Below are 18,174 nucleotides of genomic sequence, written 5' to 3'. Positions count from 1 at the left end.
GAAGGATGCGACTCAAGGCGCCGGGTTTAGAAGCGTTTTGTCCGCGGCGTAAGGGTCTTCGGCGCGCACCACGACCGCAGTAATGTTATCGCGGCCGCCGCGCTCCAAAGCGAGGCTCACCAGTTGATCGGGCGCGCTGCTGTGTGCGGCCGTGGTCAGCACGGATAGCATGTCCTCTTCGCCTATCTCGTTGCTCAGGCCGTCGCTACAAAGCAGGAAGATGTCGCCGTCTGCGACTTCGATCGCATCGTCGTCGAGTTCGAGCAGATCTGTCGCGCCCACGGCGCGCGTGATCATGTGCTGCGCGGGATGATGCCGCGCTTCTTCGTCGGTAATCACGCCGAGCGACTTGAGCGCTTCCACCTGACTGTGATCGCGCGTGAGTTGGCGTAGCTGTCCGTCGCGAAGAAGGTAGAGGCGGCTGTCGCCGGCCCATACATAGCCGCAAAAGCGATCGCACGCGAGAAGCGCGACGACGGTGCTGCCGATGCGTTGCACCTGGCGGCGCGCGGCCTCTTCTCTCAGCTGACGATTCGCTACCTGCAAATGTGCACGCGCATCGGCGATAAACGTCTTCATGCTGACGGGCGAAGCAAGCCGCTTCAGCGCGTCGATCACAAGGCGGCTCGCGAGATCGCCGACCGCGTGTCCGCCCATGCCATCGGCAACGGCCCAGCGTCCGAGTTCGGACTGGTCGAGGCAGGCATCTTCGTTGATTTCACGCACGCGTCCCGCGTCGGAACGCGCGGACGACGTCCATCGAAATTGGCTTGCACAAGTCACAACGGCTACACCATATCGTTTCTGCTGCGTGCGTCGGGAGAGACACTGATGTTCGAGTTCGCGCCGGTATTGCGCACGTCGACCGACTGGAACTGGTTGATCATCTGGTTAGCATAGAAGTTGTTGGAGACCTCGTACAGGTTCACGACCGGTCCAATGCTCGGCGTTTCCCGCACATAAGGTTGAATCCAGCCATACACCCAGGGCGCTCCGCCGCCGCCGCGAATCGCCGCCATTGCTTTACGGTCGAGCGCGAGGTTGAGTGAAAGATCATTTACAGAAATAGAAGCCATGTCGTTCTCCGGTTGACCGCGTGCGCAATGCGCGCGGTTTCAATGGATCTGGACGAGGATGGTGCAAGTGCTATGCCAATTGGTACGTGACGCCGGTGTGTTTCGCCGCAATGCGTTGACTGGCCTGTAGTTTCGCGCATTCGGGCTTTGCGCGTGAAGTGGACCGCCAGACGATAGGTCGGCGGGCAACCAACATGCGCGCTCTCCAACGGGTGTGGCGCCCAACATATTTTTAGCGTGACGTTAGTTTTCGCGCCAGCGATTTTAAATCGTCGTTTGCAGCGGCATTAAAGAGCGCCCTGTGCCAACACATCAACGCTTTTTCTGTCGCTTCCCGGCCCACACATCTGTACTTCGGAACGCCGCGTTTAGCTGAAAGCCCTATGAATAAAGGCCTCGCCGCGCATGGCCCAGATGATGCAAAAGACCTCGCAACAGTGTTGGAAACAAACGAGGCCAGCCATGAACACGAACCACCTTCAGACGAGCACAGATGCCGGGGGCGATCGGACATCCACCATCGATTTGCCGATCGGCTCGCATCTCGTTTCAACCCGCCGAGGCTATGAGCATCACGGCATCTACGTGGGCAACGGACGTGTGGTTCATTACGCGGGCTTCGCAGGTTCTGCGCATCGCGGCCCCATCGAAGAAATCGAGCTCGACCGCTTCACGGCGGGGCATCCGCTGTCGATTCGTGCGACACCCCGCGCACGTTACATCGGCGATGAAGCGGTGCGTCGCGCGCGCTCACGTCTTGGCGAAAACCGTTATCGCCTGCTGACGAACAACTGCGAACACTTCTGTGCATGGGTGCTGCTCGGCGAAAGCCGCAGCGAACAGGTGCATTGCAGCCTGCGCCATCCGCGCACCGGTATGCATGTGCTGATGTGTCTCGTGAAGGCATTCGTCGAAAACGGCGCGAAGGGCGGGCAGCTTGCCGCACAGCTTGCGTGAGTTATCGAATCGAACTCGGGTATTCAAGCTTAAAGGGATCAAGGAGAAACATCATGGCTGCCGCTGAAAAGACCTTGCACTGGGCCGTCGACAAATGGCTTGCGCCCACTCCGTCGATGCCCGCACGAGTGGTGGAATTTTGCCACCGCGCTTCACATCAGCGTTTCGTGCGCGTTGAAGCTCTGCGTCCAGGCGGCTTGTTGTCCATCTTCTTCTTTCGTCACGACGATGGCTCATGGAACGTGTTTCCGCCGCAAGCTGAACGGCCGGCAATGAACGGTTATCGTCGTACGGGTCTGTGCTAGTCCGGCGCCTGCCCAGCCGCTTCCTTGATGAGCCACTGACTGAACAGCAGCATCGCGGGCATCATCGCTTTACCCTTCAGCCATGTCAGCCAGTAACTGCCTGCCTGCACTTCGACGTCGAACGGTCGCACGAGGCGGCCTGTGTTGATCTCATGATCGAACATCAGCGCAGGCGCGAGCGCGATGCCCGCGCCTTGCATGGCCGCTTCTACCATCAGCCGCGACGAATCGAACACGGGGCCGCGAATCGGCCGCGGCGCAATGCCGGCAGCTGCGAACCAGCTAATCCAGTCGTCGGAGCGATAGGAACGCAACAGCGTTTCGCCGACGAGGTCTGCAGGCGTCGACAATCGTGCGGCGATTTCGGGCGTGCAGAGCAGCGCGAGCGGCGCGTCGAGCAGGCGCGTGGCGAGTGAACCGGGCCACGTGCCGTCGCCGAAGCGGATCGCGAAATCGAGACCTTCGGTGGCCAGATCGACGAGGTTGTTATTCGTCAGCAGCCGCAATTCGACAAAAGGATGGGCGTCGCGGAACGACTTGAGCCGCGGCATGAGCCAGCCGACCGCAAACGTGCCCACCACACCGACGGTCAGCACTTCATGAAAGTGACCGCCTTCGAATTGTTTGAGCACCGCCTCGATGCGATCAAATGCGTCAGTGAGCACCGGGCGCAGTGCAAGGCCTTCGTCGGTCATCGCGAGGCCGCGCGGCAAGCGCTTGAATAGCGTGGTGCCAAGACGTTCTTCGAGCGTTCTGACCTGCTGGCTGACGGCGGCCTGCGTGACGTTCAATTCGAGCGCAGCGCGGGTGAAGCTCAGATGCCGCGCAGACGATTCGAAGGCGCGCAGCGCATTAAGCGGAAGATAGGGTCTCATAGCCGAGGCATAAGTTTTTCTTGTGAGCGCATTAACTTATCATCGTTTGTCAGCGAAAGCTCGAAACCCGATAGTTGCGGCTTCATACAAGGAGCGGCAATGATCACGAGAAGAAAATTTGCGGGCGCGATGATGGGCGTTTCGATAGCTGGTGTTGCTAGTGTTGCTGGTGTTGCTAGCGCTGCCTTCAGCAGCGGCGATGCATGGGGCAAGCAGGCCGAATCGGTCAAGCGAACGAGAGCGGCAGTGCAGCGCGAACAGTTCGCAAAGGCCGATGCGATCCGCGCGCGGCTCAAGCAGATCGAAGCAGAAAGCGGCGGCCGGCTGGGCGTGTCGATCGTCGACACTGCATCGGGCCTGCACGCCGGCTTGCATGCGGACGAACGGTTCCCGATGTGCAGCACGTTCAAAGTGCTCGCCGCAGCCGCGATATTGGCGCGGGTGGACCGCCGCGAGGAAGACTTGCAGCGCCGCATCGTCTACTCGCAAAGCGAGCTTGTGTCGAACTCGCCGGCGACATCGAAGCATACGCGCGAGCGCACCGGCAATGCAGGAATGAGCGTCGCTGAGTTGTGCAAGGCGGCGATCACGCTCAGCGACAACACGGCGGCCAACCTGCTGCTGGCGAGCTTTGGCGGCCCCGCCGCATTGACTGCATTCGCGCGCAGTCTCGGTGACGGCATCACGCGTCTGGATCGTAACGAGCCCACGCTTAACGAGGCGACGCCCGGCGATCCGCGCGACACCACGACGCCGAACGCAATGCTCGGCAATCTACGTGAGCTCGTGCTCGGCGAGCGTTTGGCTTCGTCGTCGCGAGCGCAATTGCTCGCCTGGCTCGCGGCCAATGAGACCGGCGGCGCGCGGATCCGCGCAAAACTGCCGAAGGATTGGGGCGTAGGCGATAAGACCGGCACAGGCGATCACGGCACTGCGAACGACGTGGCGATTCTGTGGCCGCCGGGACGCGGTCCTATTCTTGTGGCGGTCTATCTGACCGGGACTGCGGGCAACGCCGCGCGCTGCAATGCGGCGATTGCGAACGTCGGCGCGCTGGTAGCGGAATCCGTTTGACGGCTGCGCGAACGGCCGCTACACCGAGACCCGCTTGAGCATCACGAGCAGTGCGTCGAATGAAATCGGCTTGCGCGCATACTGAATCGACGGATTGGGCTGCAAGGGAATGTCGGCAGCCGCGCTGCACAGAATGACCGGAATGGTGCGCAGATCCGGATCGGCGTAAAGCGCCGCGCACAGTTGCAGCCCCGACATGACCGGCATCATGCAGTCCGACACGATGATGTCTGGCCTCGTTCTGCGTATCTGCTCGAGCGCGGCGGCGCCATTCGAAGCGGTCAGCACCGTATAGCCGTGACGTTCGAGCAGCAGCCGCCATACCGTGAGGATGTCGAATTCGTCATCCACAACCAGAATGGTTTTCATGAGCGCTACGCCGGTCGCCGCGGCTGCAACGTCGCGGACAAGCCAGACGCCGATGAAGCTGCGGCGCTGAACGGGCTTTCAATGACATCGAGACCTTGCGAGGAGATCACGAGTTCGTGTGCAGATGGGTCATGAGCGCTTTCCCGCTGCTTGACGATCGAGATCGCGCGCCGCAGACCTGCTTCGGTTTCGGCATAGCGCAGCAGTACGAGATTTTCGGTGAGTGCGGAAACACGCGTGCTTCTTGAATTGCCGTGCTCGGGATAGAGAGGCACTTCCTCGGTCACCAGGGTTGTAATGCCGGCTTCGCGCAACTGATGCAGCAACGCGTTCAGAAACAGGCCGAAGCGCTCGACGCGCAACGCGGAGTCGCGGAAGCCTTCGACGCCGTCGATCACCATACGTGTCGCTCCAATTTGCCTCGCCGTGGCGAGCGCGTTGGCGGCGATTTCGTCGACGGCAAGTTCAACGGCCGGCTGCCATTGAATCACGAGACGACCGTCCTCGTATGCATCGTTGAGCGGAATCGAGACGGCCTCGGCTTTGCCGATCAGTCTTTGCGGTCCTTCGTAAAAGCCAAGATAGAGGCAACGTTCGCCGCGCGCGACGCCTGCCGCGAGAAACTGCAGGCAAAGCATGGTTTTGCCAACGCCCGAAGGTCCGATCAACGTCGTGGTCGAGCCTTGCGACAGACCGCCGCCGAACATGATGTCCAGATGCGGCAAACCAAAACTGATCCGTGTTCTAAGGTCCACCGGTCCGCTCGGTGGGGCGCACTGCGATTCGAGACGCGGGAACATCAGAAGCCCGCTCTCGGCAATGCGAAAGTAGTGCTTGCCCATCAGATGATTGCGGGCGCGCATCTTGTGCACTTCGATTTCGCGCGAGCGGCGCATGCCGTCGCTATAACGGTTCAGTTCTATCAGACCGTCGACGAGCGTATGTTCAGGATGCGGCTCGTTGCCGGATAGCGGCGCGAGGAGCAGCGTCGTGCAGTCCATTGCCGCGACGAGGGCGTTCAGTTCATGAATGAACTTGGATAACGACAGTTCGGTTTCGCTGAACTCGCGCGCGCTGCGAAAGCCGTCGATGATCATCAGGCTCGGCCGGTAGTCGTAGATGCTCGACGCAATCAGTTTCAGGAAACCGTCCAGACCGTCCTGCATCAGTTCGTGATAGCCGGAGACGAAAAGCATCTGCTGTGCGACAGCTTTTTCGTCGAAGAAAGTCAGGCGCTTCAGGTGCGCGAGCAGCTTGTCATGCGATTCGGCGATCAGGGTCATGTACAGCACCTTCTCGCCCCGGCTTACGCGGTGAAAGCCGATCTGGCTCGATAAAATCGTCTTGCCCGCGCCGGCCATGCCCTCGAGAAGATAGACGCCGCCCCGTACCAGACCGCCGCCAAGAATCTCGTCGAGACCGGGAACGCCCGTTTCGACGTTGGCGCGAAGAGAGGTCTGCGATTCGTGAATAGTCATTATGGTGTGTGGTTGAAGTGCGAGGAGCAACGGCTCGAAGGTCCGGCCGTTACTCAAACTAACTTCCCGCGCAAAGCCTGTTCCCGGGTATGCCCGGCGATAACGCAGACGGAGCATTGGACGCTCGCAATTCTACGTGGCCGGCAACCGCTTGAATACCGGCATATCGCGCGGTGGGATGCGGGCGAACGGTTCGAGCGAAAGGGGCTGCGCTTGAACGCCGACGCAACGACGTTCACCGGAAATTGAAAAAGTTGTTCGTGCAGGTACACAAATGTACAAAACAGGTACCCGCAGCGCTACTTACAAACGCACGCGGCTTTGTGCCAGCGAGCGAGACAATAGCTCGCCATGCGAGGTCGGCGCACCCTCGACAGGTCACGCGTTCACTCGTGAGCATATATGTTAGCCATCCTTATCAAACGGTTGGCTGCATGCCGACGCTATCCGCGCAGATTGCGGACGAAAGTTTCGAGGTGACGCTGCACCGTGCCGGCCGCTTCGAACTCGATGCCTTCGAGCATCTGCTTTTCGATCGATCTCACCGCCTGCTCGCATTGACGTAGCACGGCCCGGCCCTCGTCGGTCAATTGCAGCAGCACGATGCGGCCGTGCGTCGGATCCGGCTCGCGGCTCACCCAATTGCGGCTCGCCATGACGTTCATCACTTCATTGGCCGATTGCGGCGTGATAAACGAGCGCTCTGCAAGCTGCGCATTTGACGCCTGCCCCTTCGCTTCGAGAACCGACAGCGCGGTAAATTGCGCGAGCGTCAAGCCGAGCGGCGCAAGCGCCTCGCTCATACGGCGCCGCAAGATGCGGTCGAGGCTGCCGATCACATAGGTCAGGCGCAGGCTGGGTCGCCGGGCACGCGTAGTGGTGGTTTCAAGAGTCGAATTCTGGTTTTTGCTCATTGTCGGCATGAGATTCAGGCGATCCCGCATCTTAGCGCGGCTTGCCGTATACAATTCGGCACCGCCTGAATTTCGCCAATACTGACATCGCACCCATGCCGAATCCGACCCGGGCCTTCCTTCTCGGCCCGCTCCTGAAAGGCGTATCACGCTCGTTCTACCTGACGCTGCGCGTGCTGCCGACAGGAATGCGCGACCCGATCGGCCTTGCCTATCTGCTCGCGCGTGCCGCCGATACGATTGCGGATACCTCGCTGATCGCGCCGGAGCAGCGGCTTCAGTTACTTCTCTCGTTGCGCGACCAGGTCAACGGTGTCGCGACCGACGCTGCGCTGGTTCAGCGCATGGCCGCTGAAGTCGCTGGACAGCAAAGCCATTCGGACGAGAAGGTGTTGCTCGAATCGCTCGGCCCGGCGCTCGACGTGCTGGGCCAGTTAAGCGAATCTGATCGCAAGGCCGTGCGCGAGATCGTTTCTACGCTGACCGAGGGGATGGAATTCGACCTGCGCACCTTTCCCGATGAACGTTCAGGCCGCATCGCGGCGCTGCTGGAATATGAGGAACTCGACCGTTATACGTATCTGGTCGCAGGCTGTGTCGGCGAATTCTGGACCACCATGACCTACGCGCATATGCCAAGCACGCTGAAAGAGCGACCCGAAATAATGGCGAACCGTGGCGTGCGATTCGGCAAGGCGCTGCAAATGACGAACGTATTGCGCGATTGCGGCAAGGATCTGCGTATCGGTCGTTGCTATCTCCCGCAAACGTTGCTGGATCAGCATGGCTTAAGCCCGCAAGACCTTTTGTTGCCGGCTAACTCGGTGCGTGCGCGTCCGCTGATGATCGAGTTGTTGCGCAAAACACTCGATCATTTCCGTGAGGCGCTCGATTACACACTCGCCATTCCTGCGTTTTCCGTGCGGCTGAGGCTTGCCTGTTTGTGGCCGATTCTTATCGGGCTCGAAACGCTGCTGCTGCTCGTGGACAACGATGCGTGGCTCGACCCGCAAAAAGTCTCGAAAGTGCGCAGGAACGCGGTCTATCGGATCATTGCGTCGTCGCTGCTGCTGGTGGCCTCGAATGCGCTGGTGCGTCGATCGGTAGAGCAGCGCATCCGCGACGTCGAAGCGCGGTTCTGACCCAGACTGTTTGCGGACGAGCGTACTGATTAAAAGCATCTGCAGCCGTAGTTCGGTCGACAAACTCTTTGTCCGATCCAGGCTCGTATGGCGACCCCCGGAAAACTACATTGCGACACGCTACACGCGATCCGGGCATTGGCGGCGCAAGCGGTTTGCATCTGCTGCGCCAGGTCGGCACCATTCCCTGAATTCGCTTGATTTAACCTGCATCAGCAGACAGGCCCGAATCGGGAAACCCCTAAGACCGTGTGCCGATGGTTCGCGTTAGTCTCTTCGAAAGAGGAGACAATCCATGAGACAGGCGTTCAATATTGCGGTGGTGCTGCTGCTCGGCTATCTGATGGCGGATCGTGCGCTGATGCGCGCGCAGGCCGGCGAAGTGGGAACGATCACGTGCCACCAGGGCGCGGAACTCGTCAAGGCAAATGCGCTGAAGAAGGGCTTCGGAGATGCCGGCGCGAGCGGCCAGGGTGAGAATTTCCTGTCGAGCTGTCTCGTCACTGGCCGCGGCCAGGTGGGCGATCTTATCGCTCGCGATTGAGGTCGCAAATTAGCTTGCGATTGAACTGGCGAGTGACTTGCCAAATGACCTGACCCGCGACGCCACCACGCAACTAACGACCAGGCCAGTTGCACGCGCAACGGTCGGCGCAGAAAAAGCGCCTGGACCGGTGAGCCCAGGCGAAGTCATCGGTGGCCGATGACGGAGGTAACGAATAGCGAACTGGCCCGCGATCGGAACAACCGGTCGCGGGCCAGTTCATTTGCAACGGACGAAGCAGTTTGCACCTCATCGGCTCAGCGAGCGGTGCACTGCCGCGAACGCCGGCGAGCCCTGCGGCCCGGTTTTCTGCGAGATCACGGCATTACTGCCAGATCTGGCTGCCAACCTTTAATTACCGAAGTAGATGGACTTTGCACCAGTAGTGGACACCGTGCGGCCGGAGTCCGACGAACCGTTTGCCACACCGCCATAGCTCGACGCCGCCGGCTGCGCAGTGCCGTTCTGCGCGGCGACGCGAGCTTGTGCAGCCTGAATGTCGGCCGGGTAGTAAGGGTCCGAGCGGCTCGGCTCATAGCCGGCCTTTTCCAGTTGGATCAATTCGGCGCGCACCTGGGCGCGAGTCACAGGCTGGTTGGACTGCGCAAACGAAGCGACAGGAGCGGCCAGCACAGTGGCGATAACAACAGCTTGAATAAGTGATTTCATGATGAACTACCTCCAGTTTGGTCTTTATCGCGCTACGAACATCGTTGTTCGCAGCCAGTGATTACATTCTATGTTTGCAAACTGGAGAGAGTAATGGGGCTTTTCGGTAAACTTCGTTGCTGGAATTGAGATAAAAGAACGGGGTGAAGAACTGAGCTTCAAAAGAAAAAATGCCGTTCAGTCGAAGACCGAACGGCATTTCTGTTCAAGCCGTGTCTCCCACGGCGCGGCAACTTTGTACTTAAACGGCGGCGGGTCGCCATTTCAACAGACGCTGCTCCACAGCGGTCAACAGATAGTCTGCCGCGAGTGCTACCACGGCCAGCACGATCATCGCGGCAAACACGCCGCTGGCGTTGAACGCACCTTGTGCGGTGGATATCAGCAAGCCGATACCTTGTTTTGAGCCGAGGAATTCGCCGACCACTGCGCCGACGAGTGCAAAGCCGAAGCTCACATGCAAGCTCGCGAGAATCCAGCTCAATGCCGACGGAATCACGACCGACGTGGTCACCTGACGACGCGACGCGCCGAGAATCTGCGCGTTCGCGATCATGTAGCGATCGGCTTCACGCACGCCCTGAAACGCATTGGCAAACACGACGAAGAACACCATCACCACCGCGAGTGCGACCTTCGAAGCCATGCCGAGGCCCAGCGCAATCACGAACACCGAGCCGAGCACCACACGCGGAATCGAGTTGGCGATCTTGATGTAGAGGCTGAACACGTCCGACAGCAGCTTGTTGCGGCCGAGCAGGATGCCGCAGAACACACCCCCGATTGAGCCGATAAGGAAGCCGAGCGCGGTTTCTTCCAGCGTGACCCACACCTGCGTGAGAAGCGGGCCTTGAGACGTGCCGTTCACGAACCAGTCGACGATCTGATCGAAAATCGCGCTCGGCATCGAGAAGAAGAACGGGTCGATCCACTTCAGGCGCGCGGAGAGTTCCCAGCCGCCGAGCACGATCACGAGTACCGCGATGCGCAGTGCAATCACGAGGACCTGGCGCTGCCGGATACGTTTCTGCGCGACCCGTTCGACTTGCGCGAGCGACGCGGCGTCGAGGCCGGAGGGCATCATGTGTTGAGGGGTAGTAGACATGTTTCGCTTTCCTTGATTAACCGATCTGCACTTCTTCGCGCAGGTCGTGCCAGATGTCGCGCGAGATTTCGATGAAACGCGGGTCGTAGCGAACTTCCGACGTCACACGCGGACGCGGCAGATCGATCTCGTAGACCTTCTTAAGCGTAGCGGGGCGCGCGGTCAGCACGAATACGCGGTCGGCGAGTGCAATCGCTTCCTCGAGATCGTGCGTGACAAACACCACCGAGCCGGCGCCGCCCCACAATTGCAGCAACTCGTCTTGCATCAACGTGCGCGTTTGCATGTCGAGCGCGGAGAACGGTTCGTCCATCAACAGGATCTCCGGCCGGTTGATGAAAGTCTGCGCGAGCGCCACGCGCTTGCGCATACCGCCGGACAGCTGATGCGGATAGTGCTTGCCGAACTTGTCGAGACCCACGCGGCGCAACCATTCGTTCGCTTCGTCATATGCCGCGGATTTCGAGCGGCCGCGATACAGCGGACCGGCCGCGACGTTATCGATTACGGAGCGCCACGGAAACACGGCGTCTGCCTGAAACACGAAGCCGATGCGCGGATCGATACCGTCGACCGGCGCCCCCATCACGCGCACTTCGCCGGTGGTGGGCTTCAGCAAGCCCGTAATCATGCTGAGCGTGGTGGATTTGCCGCAGCCGGTAGGCCCGACAATCGCGACGAACTCGCCGCGCGCCACCGACATGCTGAAGTCGCGCAGCGCGATCGTTGCCTTGCCGTCCGGAGAAATGAAACGGCACGATACGTTGCGCATTTCGATCGCAGGCGTCTCGCGTGACATAGGTTGGTTCATCGGCTGGTGCCTCGCAGTTCTCGTGATGGTGAATGGCGTTACTTCGCCGCGGTCTTGACCGGTGCCGCCACGAAGTCGTTCGTGTAGGTCTTGGCAAGGTCGATGTGCTTGCCCTTCACCGAAGGATTGAATGCGGACAGCACTTTCAACACGGTTTCCGGGCCGTCGGCGGGCATCTTGCCGTCCTTCGTGAACATCGGCAGCGAAGCCTTCAATGCGCCTACGTACAGATCCTTGTTATTGCCGTAGTAGTCCTTCGGCATCTTCGCGGCGATTTCTTCAGCGCTATGCGTCGCGATGAAGTTCAGCGTCTTTGCAAAAGCGTGCGAGAGCTTCGCGGCGTCGCTCTTGTGCGAATCGGCCCACGCGCGTTGCACATAGAAGCTCGAAGCCGGATAGGTGCCGCCGAGCGCGGCGCGCGTGCCTTCGAGCGTGCGCATGTCGACCAGCACTTTGGCGTCGCCGGTTTTCAGCAGTTGCGAGACGGTCGGCTCGGTCGTCATGCCGGCGTCGATGCGGCTTTGCTTGATGGCCGCGATAAAGCTGTTGTCGGCGCCTACGGGCAGCAGCGTGTATTGCGTGGACGGCACACCCGCACGTTGCGCGAGGTATTGCGTGAGGAAGCTTGTCGAGGAACCCAAGCCGGTCACGCCGAGCGTCTTGCCTTTTGCGTCGGCCATGCTCTTGAAGGTGTCCGCCGCTTTCGTCGAGACCATTTCGACTTCGCCCGGCACCTGACCGAAGATCACCAGCGCCTGCACTTCCTTACCCTTGCTTTGCAAATCGATGGTGTGATCGTAGAAACCGACTACACCTTGCACCGCACCCGCGAGCAGTTCGTTTTCGGCGTCGACGCCCGCCGGTTGCGAAAGAATTTCGACGTCGAGGCCCTCGTCCTTGAAGTAGCCGAGCTGTTCAGTTAGCTTGGCCGGCAAGTAGATGATCTTGGTGGCGCCGCCGACCATGATCGTGAGCTTTTCCGCGTGAGCGGCGGACGAAGCTGCGGCAAGGGCAAACGCAACACCGGACACAGCGGCAATCTGGCGCAAGGTACGCATGAGGCAGTCTCCTGAAGTTTGGCCGCCGCCCTATGGAGCATGCGACGCTTTTTGAGTGAATGATGGCGATTATAGAAATCGGAAACCTTCTGGCAGCTTTCGGCGGTGCCGGCAAATAATGAGTGTTAACCCCGAAGCGCGCGAAATCGTGCCGAAAACCGTGAGCGGTGCATGCACCGCAGGCCCTAGGTAAAAACACGGGACTGTATGCCACAAACCCCACGTGATACGCGCAACGCCCTTTTTTTGCGGCACAATCGACGCCCTGACTTTCGCCGTTTGCGCCATGAAGCTGCTGCTCATAGAAGACAATCCCACGCTCGCTCACTGGCTCGCGAAGATGCTGGAACAGGAGGCGTTCGCGCTCGACGCCGTGCAGGACGGCGATGCGGCGGACCGCTTGCTGCGCACGAATCACTATGACGTGATTCTGCTCGACCTCAATTTGCCGAAGCTGTCCGGGAAAAACGTGCTGCGCCGGCTGCGTCAGCGCGGCGACGCAACGCCGGTGCTGATTCTGACGGCGAGCGGCTCGATTGACGAGAAAGTGGAATTGCTCGGCGCCGGCGCGGACGACTACCTGGTGAAGCCATTCGAAGTGCGCGAGCTGATCGCGCGAATCAAGGTGGCGATCCGTCGTCAGTCACCGTCAAAGGCGAGCGAAGTCGTGTGCGGCGACCTTTCATTCGACATCGACACGCGCCAGTTCACATTGAAAGGCGCGCCGCTGAACGTCACGCCGCGCGAGCGCTCGGTGCTCGAAACGCTGATCCTGAGATTGGGCAAAACGGTGACCAAGCCCGCGCTCGTCGACGCTATCTTCACGCTCGCCGATGAACCGAGCGAAGACGCGGTCGAGATCTATATCTCCCGCTTGCGCAAGAAGCTTGACGGCAGTTCGGCGGCTATCGTCACACTGCGCGGACTCGGTTATCTGTTGCGTAAGAAAGAAGATGACCAATAGTTTGCGCGTCCGATTGTTATGGTGGTTGCTGGTGCCGCTCGCGTTGTATGTATTCGTGACCGGCAAAGCCGAATACGACAATGCGCGGCGAACGGCCGATCTCGTGCAGGACAATCAGCTTATTTCGTCTGCTCGAATGATTGCGGGCGAAGTGGAATGGGTAGACGGTTTTCTGCGCGTGGATGTACCGCCTGCGGCGCTCGAAATCTTCGCATCGCCCTATCGCGATCAGGTTTTCTACAGCGTGAATGTTGATGACCGGCAACTGCTTGCTGGCACCCCGGACTTTGCGCCGCATCCGCTGCAAGCAGCCGATACACCCGAGCACTACGACACCGCACTGTACGGCCAGGACGTGCGCGCCGTGGGGCTGGTACGGCTCATGTACGACAACGGCGCAACGCGCCGCGTGCGTGTCACCGTCGGCAAAACCGTGCGGTCGCGCGACGCGATGGCCGAGCAACTGTGGCAACCGCAACTTATACGGCAGATAGAAATGATCGCGCTCGCGGTAGCGCTCGTGTGCATTGGTTTAACGTTCGAACTGCGTCCACTGATGAAGGTGAAAGACGAAGTTGCCGATCGCGATCCGATGCAACTGGAGCCGATTCGTGTGGACCGTCTGCATACGGAATTGCGCCCGATTGTCGAAGCGATCAATCAGTGCATTGCACGCCTCGGCGTGCAGGTCGCCGCGCAACGCCGTTTTATCGCGGATGCCGCTCATCAGCTGCGCACGCCCCTCACTCTGCTCGGCACGCAATTGCAGTTCGCGCGGCAGCAGGGCGGCGTGAATCCCGCGCTCGATGAAGCGCTTGCCGCCATGCATCGCAGCAACCGCTCGATGGTCGGGCTCACCAACAAGCTGTTATTGCTCGCTCAGGCCGAGGCAGCAGACAACCGGCAGGTGATCGCCGAGAGGGTGGACCTCGTGCCGTTAGCGATGGAAGTGGTGGAAGACCTCGCGTTGCTTGCACAAGGGCGGCAAATCGATCTCGGCGCCGAGCTTTGCGATATTGCGCCGGTGGCGGGACACCGCGGGCTGCTCCAGGCACTGATCGCCAATCTCGTGGAGAACGCGGTTCGCTATACCGGCTGCGGCGGGCACGTCACAGCAGCCGTGACCGCCGATGCACATACGGTCACCGTCAGCGTGATCGACGACGGTCCCGGTATTCCAGCCGAATCTCGCAGCCGCATATTCGAGCCGTTCTTTCGCGCGTCGACGGATACTGAAGGCACCGGTCTCGGACTCGCGATCGTGCGCGAAATCGCGGACGCGCATCAAGGCAATATCGCGCTTGAACCAGGCGAGGGCGGCAAAGGCGTGCATATCAGCGTATCTTTTCCGCGTGCCGCGTCGGCGCATTCAAACGCGGACTAACAGCTTGCTAGGTATCGCAGCAGGTGGCGCACCCAGGCTTGCGCACCGGTAAGCGCTCGTTCACCTGATCGAGCACGCCCGACTTCTTCCATGCCATATACCGAAGATAACAGGTCTGCTGTGGCGGAAACGTTGCCGGAAGTCTGTGCCACTTCTCATTCTTTTGTTGCAACCAGAGTATCGCGTTGAGAATCTCGCGATCGCTGCGGCGGGGTCGTCCGCGAGTCGAAACGGGCTCCGGAAATAAACTCTGGACTCGAGCCCAGTCGGCATCGGAGAGGGGAATCTGTAGCATCGGCCGGCTTGAATGACTGTGTGGGAGGCGCAGTCGTTTCAACTGCTTCCCGTCGATGCTAGTGAAAGTTTTTTATTCGGTCAAATCGATCCTGGATCGATAGCGCTTCGTGGATGTGAGCGGCAGGGCGGTTCGTCCTGACTCACGAGATGGCGTTCCCGCCAACGTGCCTTCGTGGCCGCAACGCGTTATGGCCCGCGGCTTTACAGTTTGCTTGACGTGTTGCCGGGCCCGATTCCATAACCTGCCAAAACTGTGCATAGCATCGCCTGGTTGACGATACGGGACAGACCCGTGTCGTTGATCGAAGCCATGTTAATCGCCACGCTCGTCGTCGTTTCCGTTACGTTGTTACGCTGTTAGGTCATTGCTAGTGACGTCTGTTGTAGACGATATCTGCAGTACTTTTCGGCGTAGTCTTACTGACGCATATCGAGGCGATATCGGCGGCGTCGGCTCAGGCCACATGACGTTCATATCCCAGCGCGCGAGCGAGCTTTGCGAACATGCCGTTCCGGGCGATCCACTCGGCGTATGCGCGGTAGTCCGGATCGTTCATTAGGTGCTTCTCTTCAGTTCCCGCGCGAATGAAATACAGCAGGTTTACCGCGATGAGCGCTGTGCAATGCGTGAGCGCGATTCGCCAACCGAGAGGTTCGATGAACGGGACCGTCACCATCCAGTACGACAGGTTCTTGGCGAGGTAGGCCGGATGTTTCGTCAAGCGGTAAGGTCCCGATGTGATGATGCCGCGATTGGTCAGATTCGAAAACCGCAAACCGAAAGAAATGGTGGCGAACGCGTAGCACAGCAGTAACGCGACAATCGCCGCGCCCCATATTAGACGCAGGAGCGGCATCGAAATAAGCCAGGTGTCCCAGAAGATCGAACCTTCGTAGCGAATGTACTGACTTGAAATCAGTGACCAGAAAGGCTGATAGCAGATGAGTGCGACCAGCCAGCCGAGCGTGGTCGGCTCCGCGCTGCGCACATGGCTGTCCAGAATGCGAAGTGTGCACAGATAGCCCACGGTGCCGAACATCAGATCCATCGCAAACGACAGGTCATACATGAAGCGAAACGTTGCAAGGAAGGATGGCGCGTTCAGTGCCGCGTTAAGCGAGGCGTCGAGATGAGTCGCATTGGTGGAGAGATACACGATCATCAGCGGCAGGAAGAACGCCTTGACCATCCAGCCGGCCAGCATTTCGCGTACGGGACGCCAGTTCGACGGGCGTTCGCCGCGTAACAGAAAGCGTGCGAGCAGCAAATAGGCATCGTCGATTTCGCGCTGATGCGTGTCCATCCAGACGAAGTACGGCGGCGCCGCGATGGCAACGTAAGGCGCGAGTGTCGCGATAAGCGACCAGAACGGGTTGTAGAACGCGCCGTGATATTCAGGCAATAGCCAGTACAGCGCACCGATGCCGGCGTAGATGGCGGCAAGTGCCGCGAGACGCATGGCGACGCGGACAATGCCAGGCGAGCGCACTGCGCGCCTCGCAAGACCGGCGCTCGGGCGCAAATAGACGCGTGCGACGAACAGTTCATAGGCGCCCACGGTCGCAATGATCGCAAGGCAGGCGGCACTGCTGCGCGCTGCGCCATCCAGGGCGGTGCTATCGCGCACGAGCCATAACGTCAACAGGCCAACGACCATGCCGAACAAGCCGACCGGGAACGGCGTCGCCGAACGCGGAGCCGGATCGTCGGCGCGCGTTATCGTATCGGTGCTGGAGTTCATGTCATCCTCGTGGTCATGACATAGACAGCGGCCGGGCGCTTTGTTTTTTGAAGCCCGGCCGCTTCGGTATCCTACTTATCTGGAAGCGGTGACCCCGCCGAGCAATCCGCCGACAAGGTTCGTCACCGGTGCGAGCGGGTTGTTGCTGGTCGATGTGCCGCCGCTCGGGCCACTGGCGGATCCGCCTGTCAAGCCGGTGATGAGACCGGTGACCGGATTGCCAGGCGTGCCGCTTTGCGAGCCTCCGACACCGCCGAGCGCGGACGTCAGCGATCCGGCAAGGGTCGCGACCGGCGCCAGCGGGCTGCTTGTTCCACTCGTGCCGCCAGTGCCTCCTGCGCCGCCTAACGAGCCAGCCTTGCCGAGAAGTGCAGTGACCGGTGTAAGCAGGCTCGCAATGCCGCTGCCGCTGGAACTGCCCGAGCCCGCGTTGCCGCCCAATGAGCCGAGATTGCCGATCAGGCCCGTCAATGGCGGAATCGATACGCCGCCGATTCCGCTCGTGCCGCGGAGCGGGCCGAGAATGCCGGTGAGCGGCGCGAGGGGATTTGTCGTTGTGCCGGTGAACAGTCCGCCGGTGGTCGTGACTGTCTTGCCCAACTGACTCACCACTCCGCCGATGTCTTTGCCGACCTGGTCGCCGGTTGCGCCCGACACTTTCACGCCCGCCGCGTCGAGGCCGTTACCGAGCGTGCTCAGCAGCGTGTTGAGAGGCGAGCCGAGTCCTGTTGCATTGCCGATCGTCTGCGTCGTGTTTGAAACGAAGAGCGTGATTGGACTGATTGCGGAGCTAAGTTGAGTTTCGACCTGCTGAACCGGCGCACTGGAGAGCGGCCTGTTCAGTCCCGCGCCGACAGCGTCCAAACCAGTCCCAACGCCGCCGACGACACTGCCAAGCGTCGACGTTAGCGGCGAGAGCGGGGCAAGCGGTCCACTGCCGAGGCTCTTGACCACGCCGCCGACCGACGTGACAGCCGCAGCGGTATTCGACACGACGCCTGATGTCGAGGTCAGTGTGGGATCAAGTGAATTCGCCGAACTGCCCAATGCACCCAGGCCAGCCGCGGTGCCGCCGCCGAGAGCCTTCACGGCGTTGCTCAGATCGGCAACGGCATTGCCCAGATTCGTGGTGGTCGCGCTGTTGACTCCCGGGACGGATGTGCCCGTGACTTTACTGCCGGTATCGGCGACGGTCGTACCCACGGCGGTAATGAGGTTGCTGGCGTTGGCGACCACATTGCCGATTGGTGTGGACGAAGTGCTCGAAGTGCCTGAAGTGCCTGAAGTACCCGAAGTACCCGAAGTACCCGAAGTACCCGAAGTGCCCGAAGTGCCTGAAGTGCCTGAAGTGCCTGAAGTGCCTGAAGTGCCTGAAGTGCCTGAAGTGCCTGAAGTGCCTGAAGTGCCTGA

Annotated in this window: 20 protein-coding genes and 1 pseudogene; 8 read left to right on the top strand and 13 right to left on the bottom strand. The window is 60.3% G+C overall.

Going from position 1 to position 18,174, the window contains the following annotated elements:
- Nucleotides 1-12 precede the first annotated feature (12 nt).
- On the bottom strand, nt 13-783 hold the full coding sequence (locus F759_RS0117130) for a PP2C family protein-serine/threonine phosphatase (protein WP_027800952.1): 771 nt from the start codon (nt 781-783) through the stop codon (nt 13-15).
- A 5-nt stretch (nt 784-788) separates the two neighbouring features.
- Nucleotides 789-1,076: a hypothetical protein gene (locus F759_RS0117125; protein WP_013342362.1), complete on the bottom strand. Its 288-nt coding sequence runs from the start codon at nt 1,074-1,076 to the stop codon at nt 789-791.
- Nucleotides 1,077-1,538: 462 nt separating this feature from the next.
- On the opposite strand from F759_RS0117125, the gene F759_RS0117120 reads away from it, so the two are divergent.
- Complete coding sequence (locus F759_RS0117120) at nt 1,539-2,033, top strand: lecithin retinol acyltransferase family protein (RefSeq protein WP_027800951.1); 495 nt, start codon at nt 1,539-1,541, stop codon at nt 2,031-2,033.
- Nucleotides 2,034-2,086: 53 nt separating this feature from the next.
- Nucleotides 2,087-2,338 carry a hypothetical protein gene (locus F759_RS0117115; RefSeq protein WP_027800950.1) on the top strand — a complete coding sequence of 84 codons (252 nt, stop codon included), beginning with the start codon at nt 2,087-2,089 and terminating at the stop codon, nt 2,336-2,338.
- On the opposite strand, the gene F759_RS0117110 is transcribed toward F759_RS0117115, so the two are convergent.
- Nucleotides 2,335-3,213: a LysR family transcriptional regulator gene (locus F759_RS0117110; protein WP_027800949.1), complete on the bottom strand. Its 879-nt coding sequence runs from the start codon at nt 3,211-3,213 to the stop codon at nt 2,335-2,337. The genes F759_RS0117115 and F759_RS0117110 overlap by 4 nt on opposite strands.
- A 99-nt stretch (nt 3,214-3,312) precedes the next feature.
- Between F759_RS0117110 and bla the strand changes: the two genes are divergently transcribed.
- Complete coding sequence (gene bla, locus F759_RS0117105; RefSeq protein WP_027800948.1) at nt 3,313-4,287, top strand: class A beta-lactamase; 975 nt, start codon at nt 3,313-3,315, stop codon at nt 4,285-4,287.
- 18 nt (nt 4,288-4,305) lie between these two features.
- Here bla and F759_RS0117100 read toward each other — a convergent pair whose 3' ends face one another.
- The 3 genes from F759_RS0117100 to F759_RS0117090 form a co-directional block, all read right to left on the bottom strand.
- Nucleotides 4,306-4,656, bottom strand: a complete 351-nt coding sequence (locus F759_RS0117100; RefSeq protein WP_027800947.1) for a response regulator — start codon at nt 4,654-4,656, stop codon at nt 4,306-4,308.
- A 5-nt stretch (nt 4,657-4,661) separates the two neighbouring features.
- Nucleotides 4,662-6,134 (bottom strand): ATPase domain-containing protein, encoded by a 1,473-nt coding sequence (locus F759_RS0117095; RefSeq protein ID WP_027800946.1) that lies wholly within the window; start codon nt 6,132-6,134, stop codon nt 4,662-4,664.
- A 443-nt stretch (nt 6,135-6,577) separates the two neighbouring features.
- Nucleotides 6,578-7,048, bottom strand: a complete 471-nt coding sequence (locus tag F759_RS0117090) for a MarR family winged helix-turn-helix transcriptional regulator (protein ID WP_244438853.1) — start codon at nt 7,046-7,048, stop codon at nt 6,578-6,580.
- Between the two features lie 95 nt (nt 7,049-7,143).
- Here F759_RS0117090 and F759_RS0117085 point away from each other — a divergent pair, with 95 nt between their 5' ends.
- Both F759_RS0117085 and F759_RS0117080 read left to right on the top strand, forming a co-directional pair.
- A complete protein-coding gene (locus F759_RS0117085; protein WP_027800944.1) occupies nt 7,144-8,190 on the top strand; it encodes a squalene/phytoene synthase family protein in 1,047 nt (348 codons plus the stop codon).
- A gap of 295 nt (nt 8,191-8,485) precedes the next feature.
- On the top strand, nt 8,486-8,734 hold the full coding sequence (locus F759_RS0117080; RefSeq protein ID WP_027800943.1) for a hypothetical protein: 249 nt from the start codon (nt 8,486-8,488) through the stop codon (nt 8,732-8,734).
- A 351-nt stretch (nt 8,735-9,085) separates the two neighbouring features.
- Here the strand turns inward: F759_RS0117080 and F759_RS0117075 are convergent, their stop codons facing one another.
- The 4 genes from F759_RS0117075 to F759_RS0117060 form a co-directional block, all read right to left on the bottom strand.
- Nucleotides 9,086-9,403, bottom strand: a complete 318-nt coding sequence (locus tag F759_RS0117075; RefSeq protein ID WP_027800942.1) for a DUF4148 domain-containing protein — start codon at nt 9,401-9,403, stop codon at nt 9,086-9,088.
- A gap of 241 nt (nt 9,404-9,644) precedes the next feature.
- Complete coding sequence (locus F759_RS0117070; RefSeq protein WP_027800941.1) at nt 9,645-10,508, bottom strand: ABC transporter permease; 864 nt, start codon at nt 10,506-10,508, stop codon at nt 9,645-9,647.
- A gap of 16 nt (nt 10,509-10,524) precedes the next feature.
- On the bottom strand, nt 10,525-11,319 hold the full coding sequence (locus F759_RS0117065; protein ID WP_027800940.1) for an ABC transporter ATP-binding protein: 795 nt from the start codon (nt 11,317-11,319) through the stop codon (nt 10,525-10,527).
- A gap of 38 nt (nt 11,320-11,357) precedes the next feature.
- Entirely contained in the window at nt 11,358-12,377 is a 1,020-nt protein-coding gene (locus F759_RS0117060) for an ABC transporter substrate-binding protein (protein ID WP_027800939.1), read from the bottom strand.
- A 286-nt stretch (nt 12,378-12,663) separates the two neighbouring features.
- Here F759_RS0117060 and F759_RS0117055 point away from each other — a divergent pair, with 286 nt between their 5' ends.
- Nucleotides 12,664-13,341: a response regulator gene (locus F759_RS0117055; protein ID WP_027800938.1), complete on the top strand. Its 678-nt coding sequence runs from the start codon at nt 12,664-12,666 to the stop codon at nt 13,339-13,341.
- Nucleotides 13,331-14,725 carry a sensor histidine kinase gene (locus F759_RS0117050; protein ID WP_027800937.1) on the top strand — a complete coding sequence of 465 codons (1,395 nt, stop codon included), beginning with the start codon at nt 13,331-13,333 and terminating at the stop codon, nt 14,723-14,725. The genes F759_RS0117055 and F759_RS0117050 overlap by 11 nt, the downstream gene beginning before the upstream one ends.
- Nucleotides 14,726-14,732: 7 nt before the next feature.
- Here the strand turns inward: F759_RS0117050 and F759_RS45160 are convergent, their stop codons facing one another.
- From F759_RS45160 to F759_RS0117035, 3 genes are all read right to left on the bottom strand, one after another.
- Nucleotides 14,733-15,020 (bottom strand): transposase, encoded by a 288-nt coding sequence (locus tag F759_RS45160; protein WP_152530662.1) that lies wholly within the window; start codon nt 15,018-15,020, stop codon nt 14,733-14,735.
- 457 nt (nt 15,021-15,477) lie between these two features.
- Nucleotides 15,478-16,764, bottom strand: a complete 1,287-nt coding sequence (locus F759_RS0117040) for an isoprenylcysteine carboxylmethyltransferase family protein (protein WP_027800936.1) — start codon at nt 16,762-16,764, stop codon at nt 15,478-15,480.
- A gap of 75 nt (nt 16,765-16,839) precedes the next feature.
- The gene (locus tag F759_RS0117035) at nt 16,840-17,967 is read right to left on the bottom strand and encodes a collagen-like triple helix repeat-containing protein (protein ID WP_244438852.1); all 1,128 of its coding nucleotides are present in this window, start codon (nt 17,965-17,967) and stop codon (nt 16,840-16,842) included.
- On the opposite strand from F759_RS0117035, the pseudogene F759_RS44110 reads away from it, so the two are divergent.
- A pseudogene (locus F759_RS44110) lies at nt 17,879-18,174 on the top strand (hypothetical protein); the annotation flags it as partial. The gene F759_RS0117035 and the pseudogene F759_RS44110 overlap by 89 nt on opposite strands.

It is taken from the genome of Paraburkholderia dilworthii (genome assembly GCF_000472525.1).
Lineage (GTDB): Bacteria > Pseudomonadota > Gammaproteobacteria > Burkholderiales > Burkholderiaceae > Paraburkholderia > Paraburkholderia dilworthii.
Note: the sequence above shows the minus strand (reverse complement) of the source record. Positions and strands in the feature narration are given on the sequence as shown.

Excerpts from the sequence above, each read along its gene's own strand:
- F759_RS45160 (WP_152530662.1), bottom strand. The coding sequence starts at position 15,020 with ATGCTACAGATTCCCCTCTCCGATGCCGACTGGGCTCGAGTCCAGAGT.
- F759_RS0117040 (WP_027800936.1), bottom strand. The coding sequence starts at position 16,764 with ATGAACTCCAGCACCGATACGATAACGCGCGCCGACGATCCGGCTCCG.
- bla (WP_027800948.1), top strand. The coding sequence starts at position 3,313 with ATGATCACGAGAAGAAAATTTGCGGGCGCGATGATGGGCGTTTCGATA.
- F759_RS0117055 (WP_027800938.1), top strand. The coding sequence starts at position 12,664 with ATGAAGCTGCTGCTCATAGAAGACAATCCCACGCTCGCTCACTGGCTC.
- F759_RS0117115 (WP_027800950.1), top strand. The coding sequence starts at position 2,087 with ATGGCTGCCGCTGAAAAGACCTTGCACTGGGCCGTCGACAAATGGCTT.
- F759_RS0117110 (WP_027800949.1), bottom strand. The coding sequence starts at position 3,213 with ATGAGACCCTATCTTCCGCTTAATGCGCTGCGCGCCTTCGAATCGTCT.
- F759_RS0117080 (WP_027800943.1), top strand. The coding sequence starts at position 8,486 with ATGAGACAGGCGTTCAATATTGCGGTGGTGCTGCTGCTCGGCTATCTG.
- F759_RS0117060 (WP_027800939.1), bottom strand. The coding sequence starts at position 12,377 with ATGCGTACCTTGCGCCAGATTGCCGCTGTGTCCGGTGTTGCGTTTGCC.
- F759_RS0117125 (WP_013342362.1), bottom strand. The coding sequence starts at position 1,076 with ATGGCTTCTATTTCTGTAAATGATCTTTCACTCAACCTCGCGCTCGAC.
- F759_RS0117090 (WP_244438853.1), bottom strand. The coding sequence starts at position 7,048 with ATGAGCAAAAACCAGAATTCGACTCTTGAAACCACCACTACGCGTGCC.
- F759_RS0117075 (WP_027800942.1), bottom strand. The coding sequence starts at position 9,403 with ATGAAATCACTTATTCAAGCTGTTGTTATCGCCACTGTGCTGGCCGCT.
- F759_RS0117100 (WP_027800947.1), bottom strand. The coding sequence starts at position 4,656 with ATGAAAACCATTCTGGTTGTGGATGACGAATTCGACATCCTCACGGTA.
- F759_RS0117085 (WP_027800944.1), top strand. The coding sequence starts at position 7,144 with ATGCCGAATCCGACCCGGGCCTTCCTTCTCGGCCCGCTCCTGAAAGGC.
- F759_RS0117050 (WP_027800937.1), top strand. The coding sequence starts at position 13,331 with ATGACCAATAGTTTGCGCGTCCGATTGTTATGGTGGTTGCTGGTGCCG.
- F759_RS0117065 (WP_027800940.1), bottom strand. The coding sequence starts at position 11,319 with ATGAACCAACCTATGTCACGCGAGACGCCTGCGATCGAAATGCGCAAC.
- F759_RS0117070 (WP_027800941.1), bottom strand. The coding sequence starts at position 10,508 with ATGTCTACTACCCCTCAACACATGATGCCCTCCGGCCTCGACGCCGCG.
- F759_RS0117120 (WP_027800951.1), top strand. The coding sequence starts at position 1,539 with ATGAACACGAACCACCTTCAGACGAGCACAGATGCCGGGGGCGATCGG.
- F759_RS0117095 (WP_027800946.1), bottom strand. The coding sequence starts at position 6,134 with ATGACTATTCACGAATCGCAGACCTCTCTTCGCGCCAACGTCGAAACG.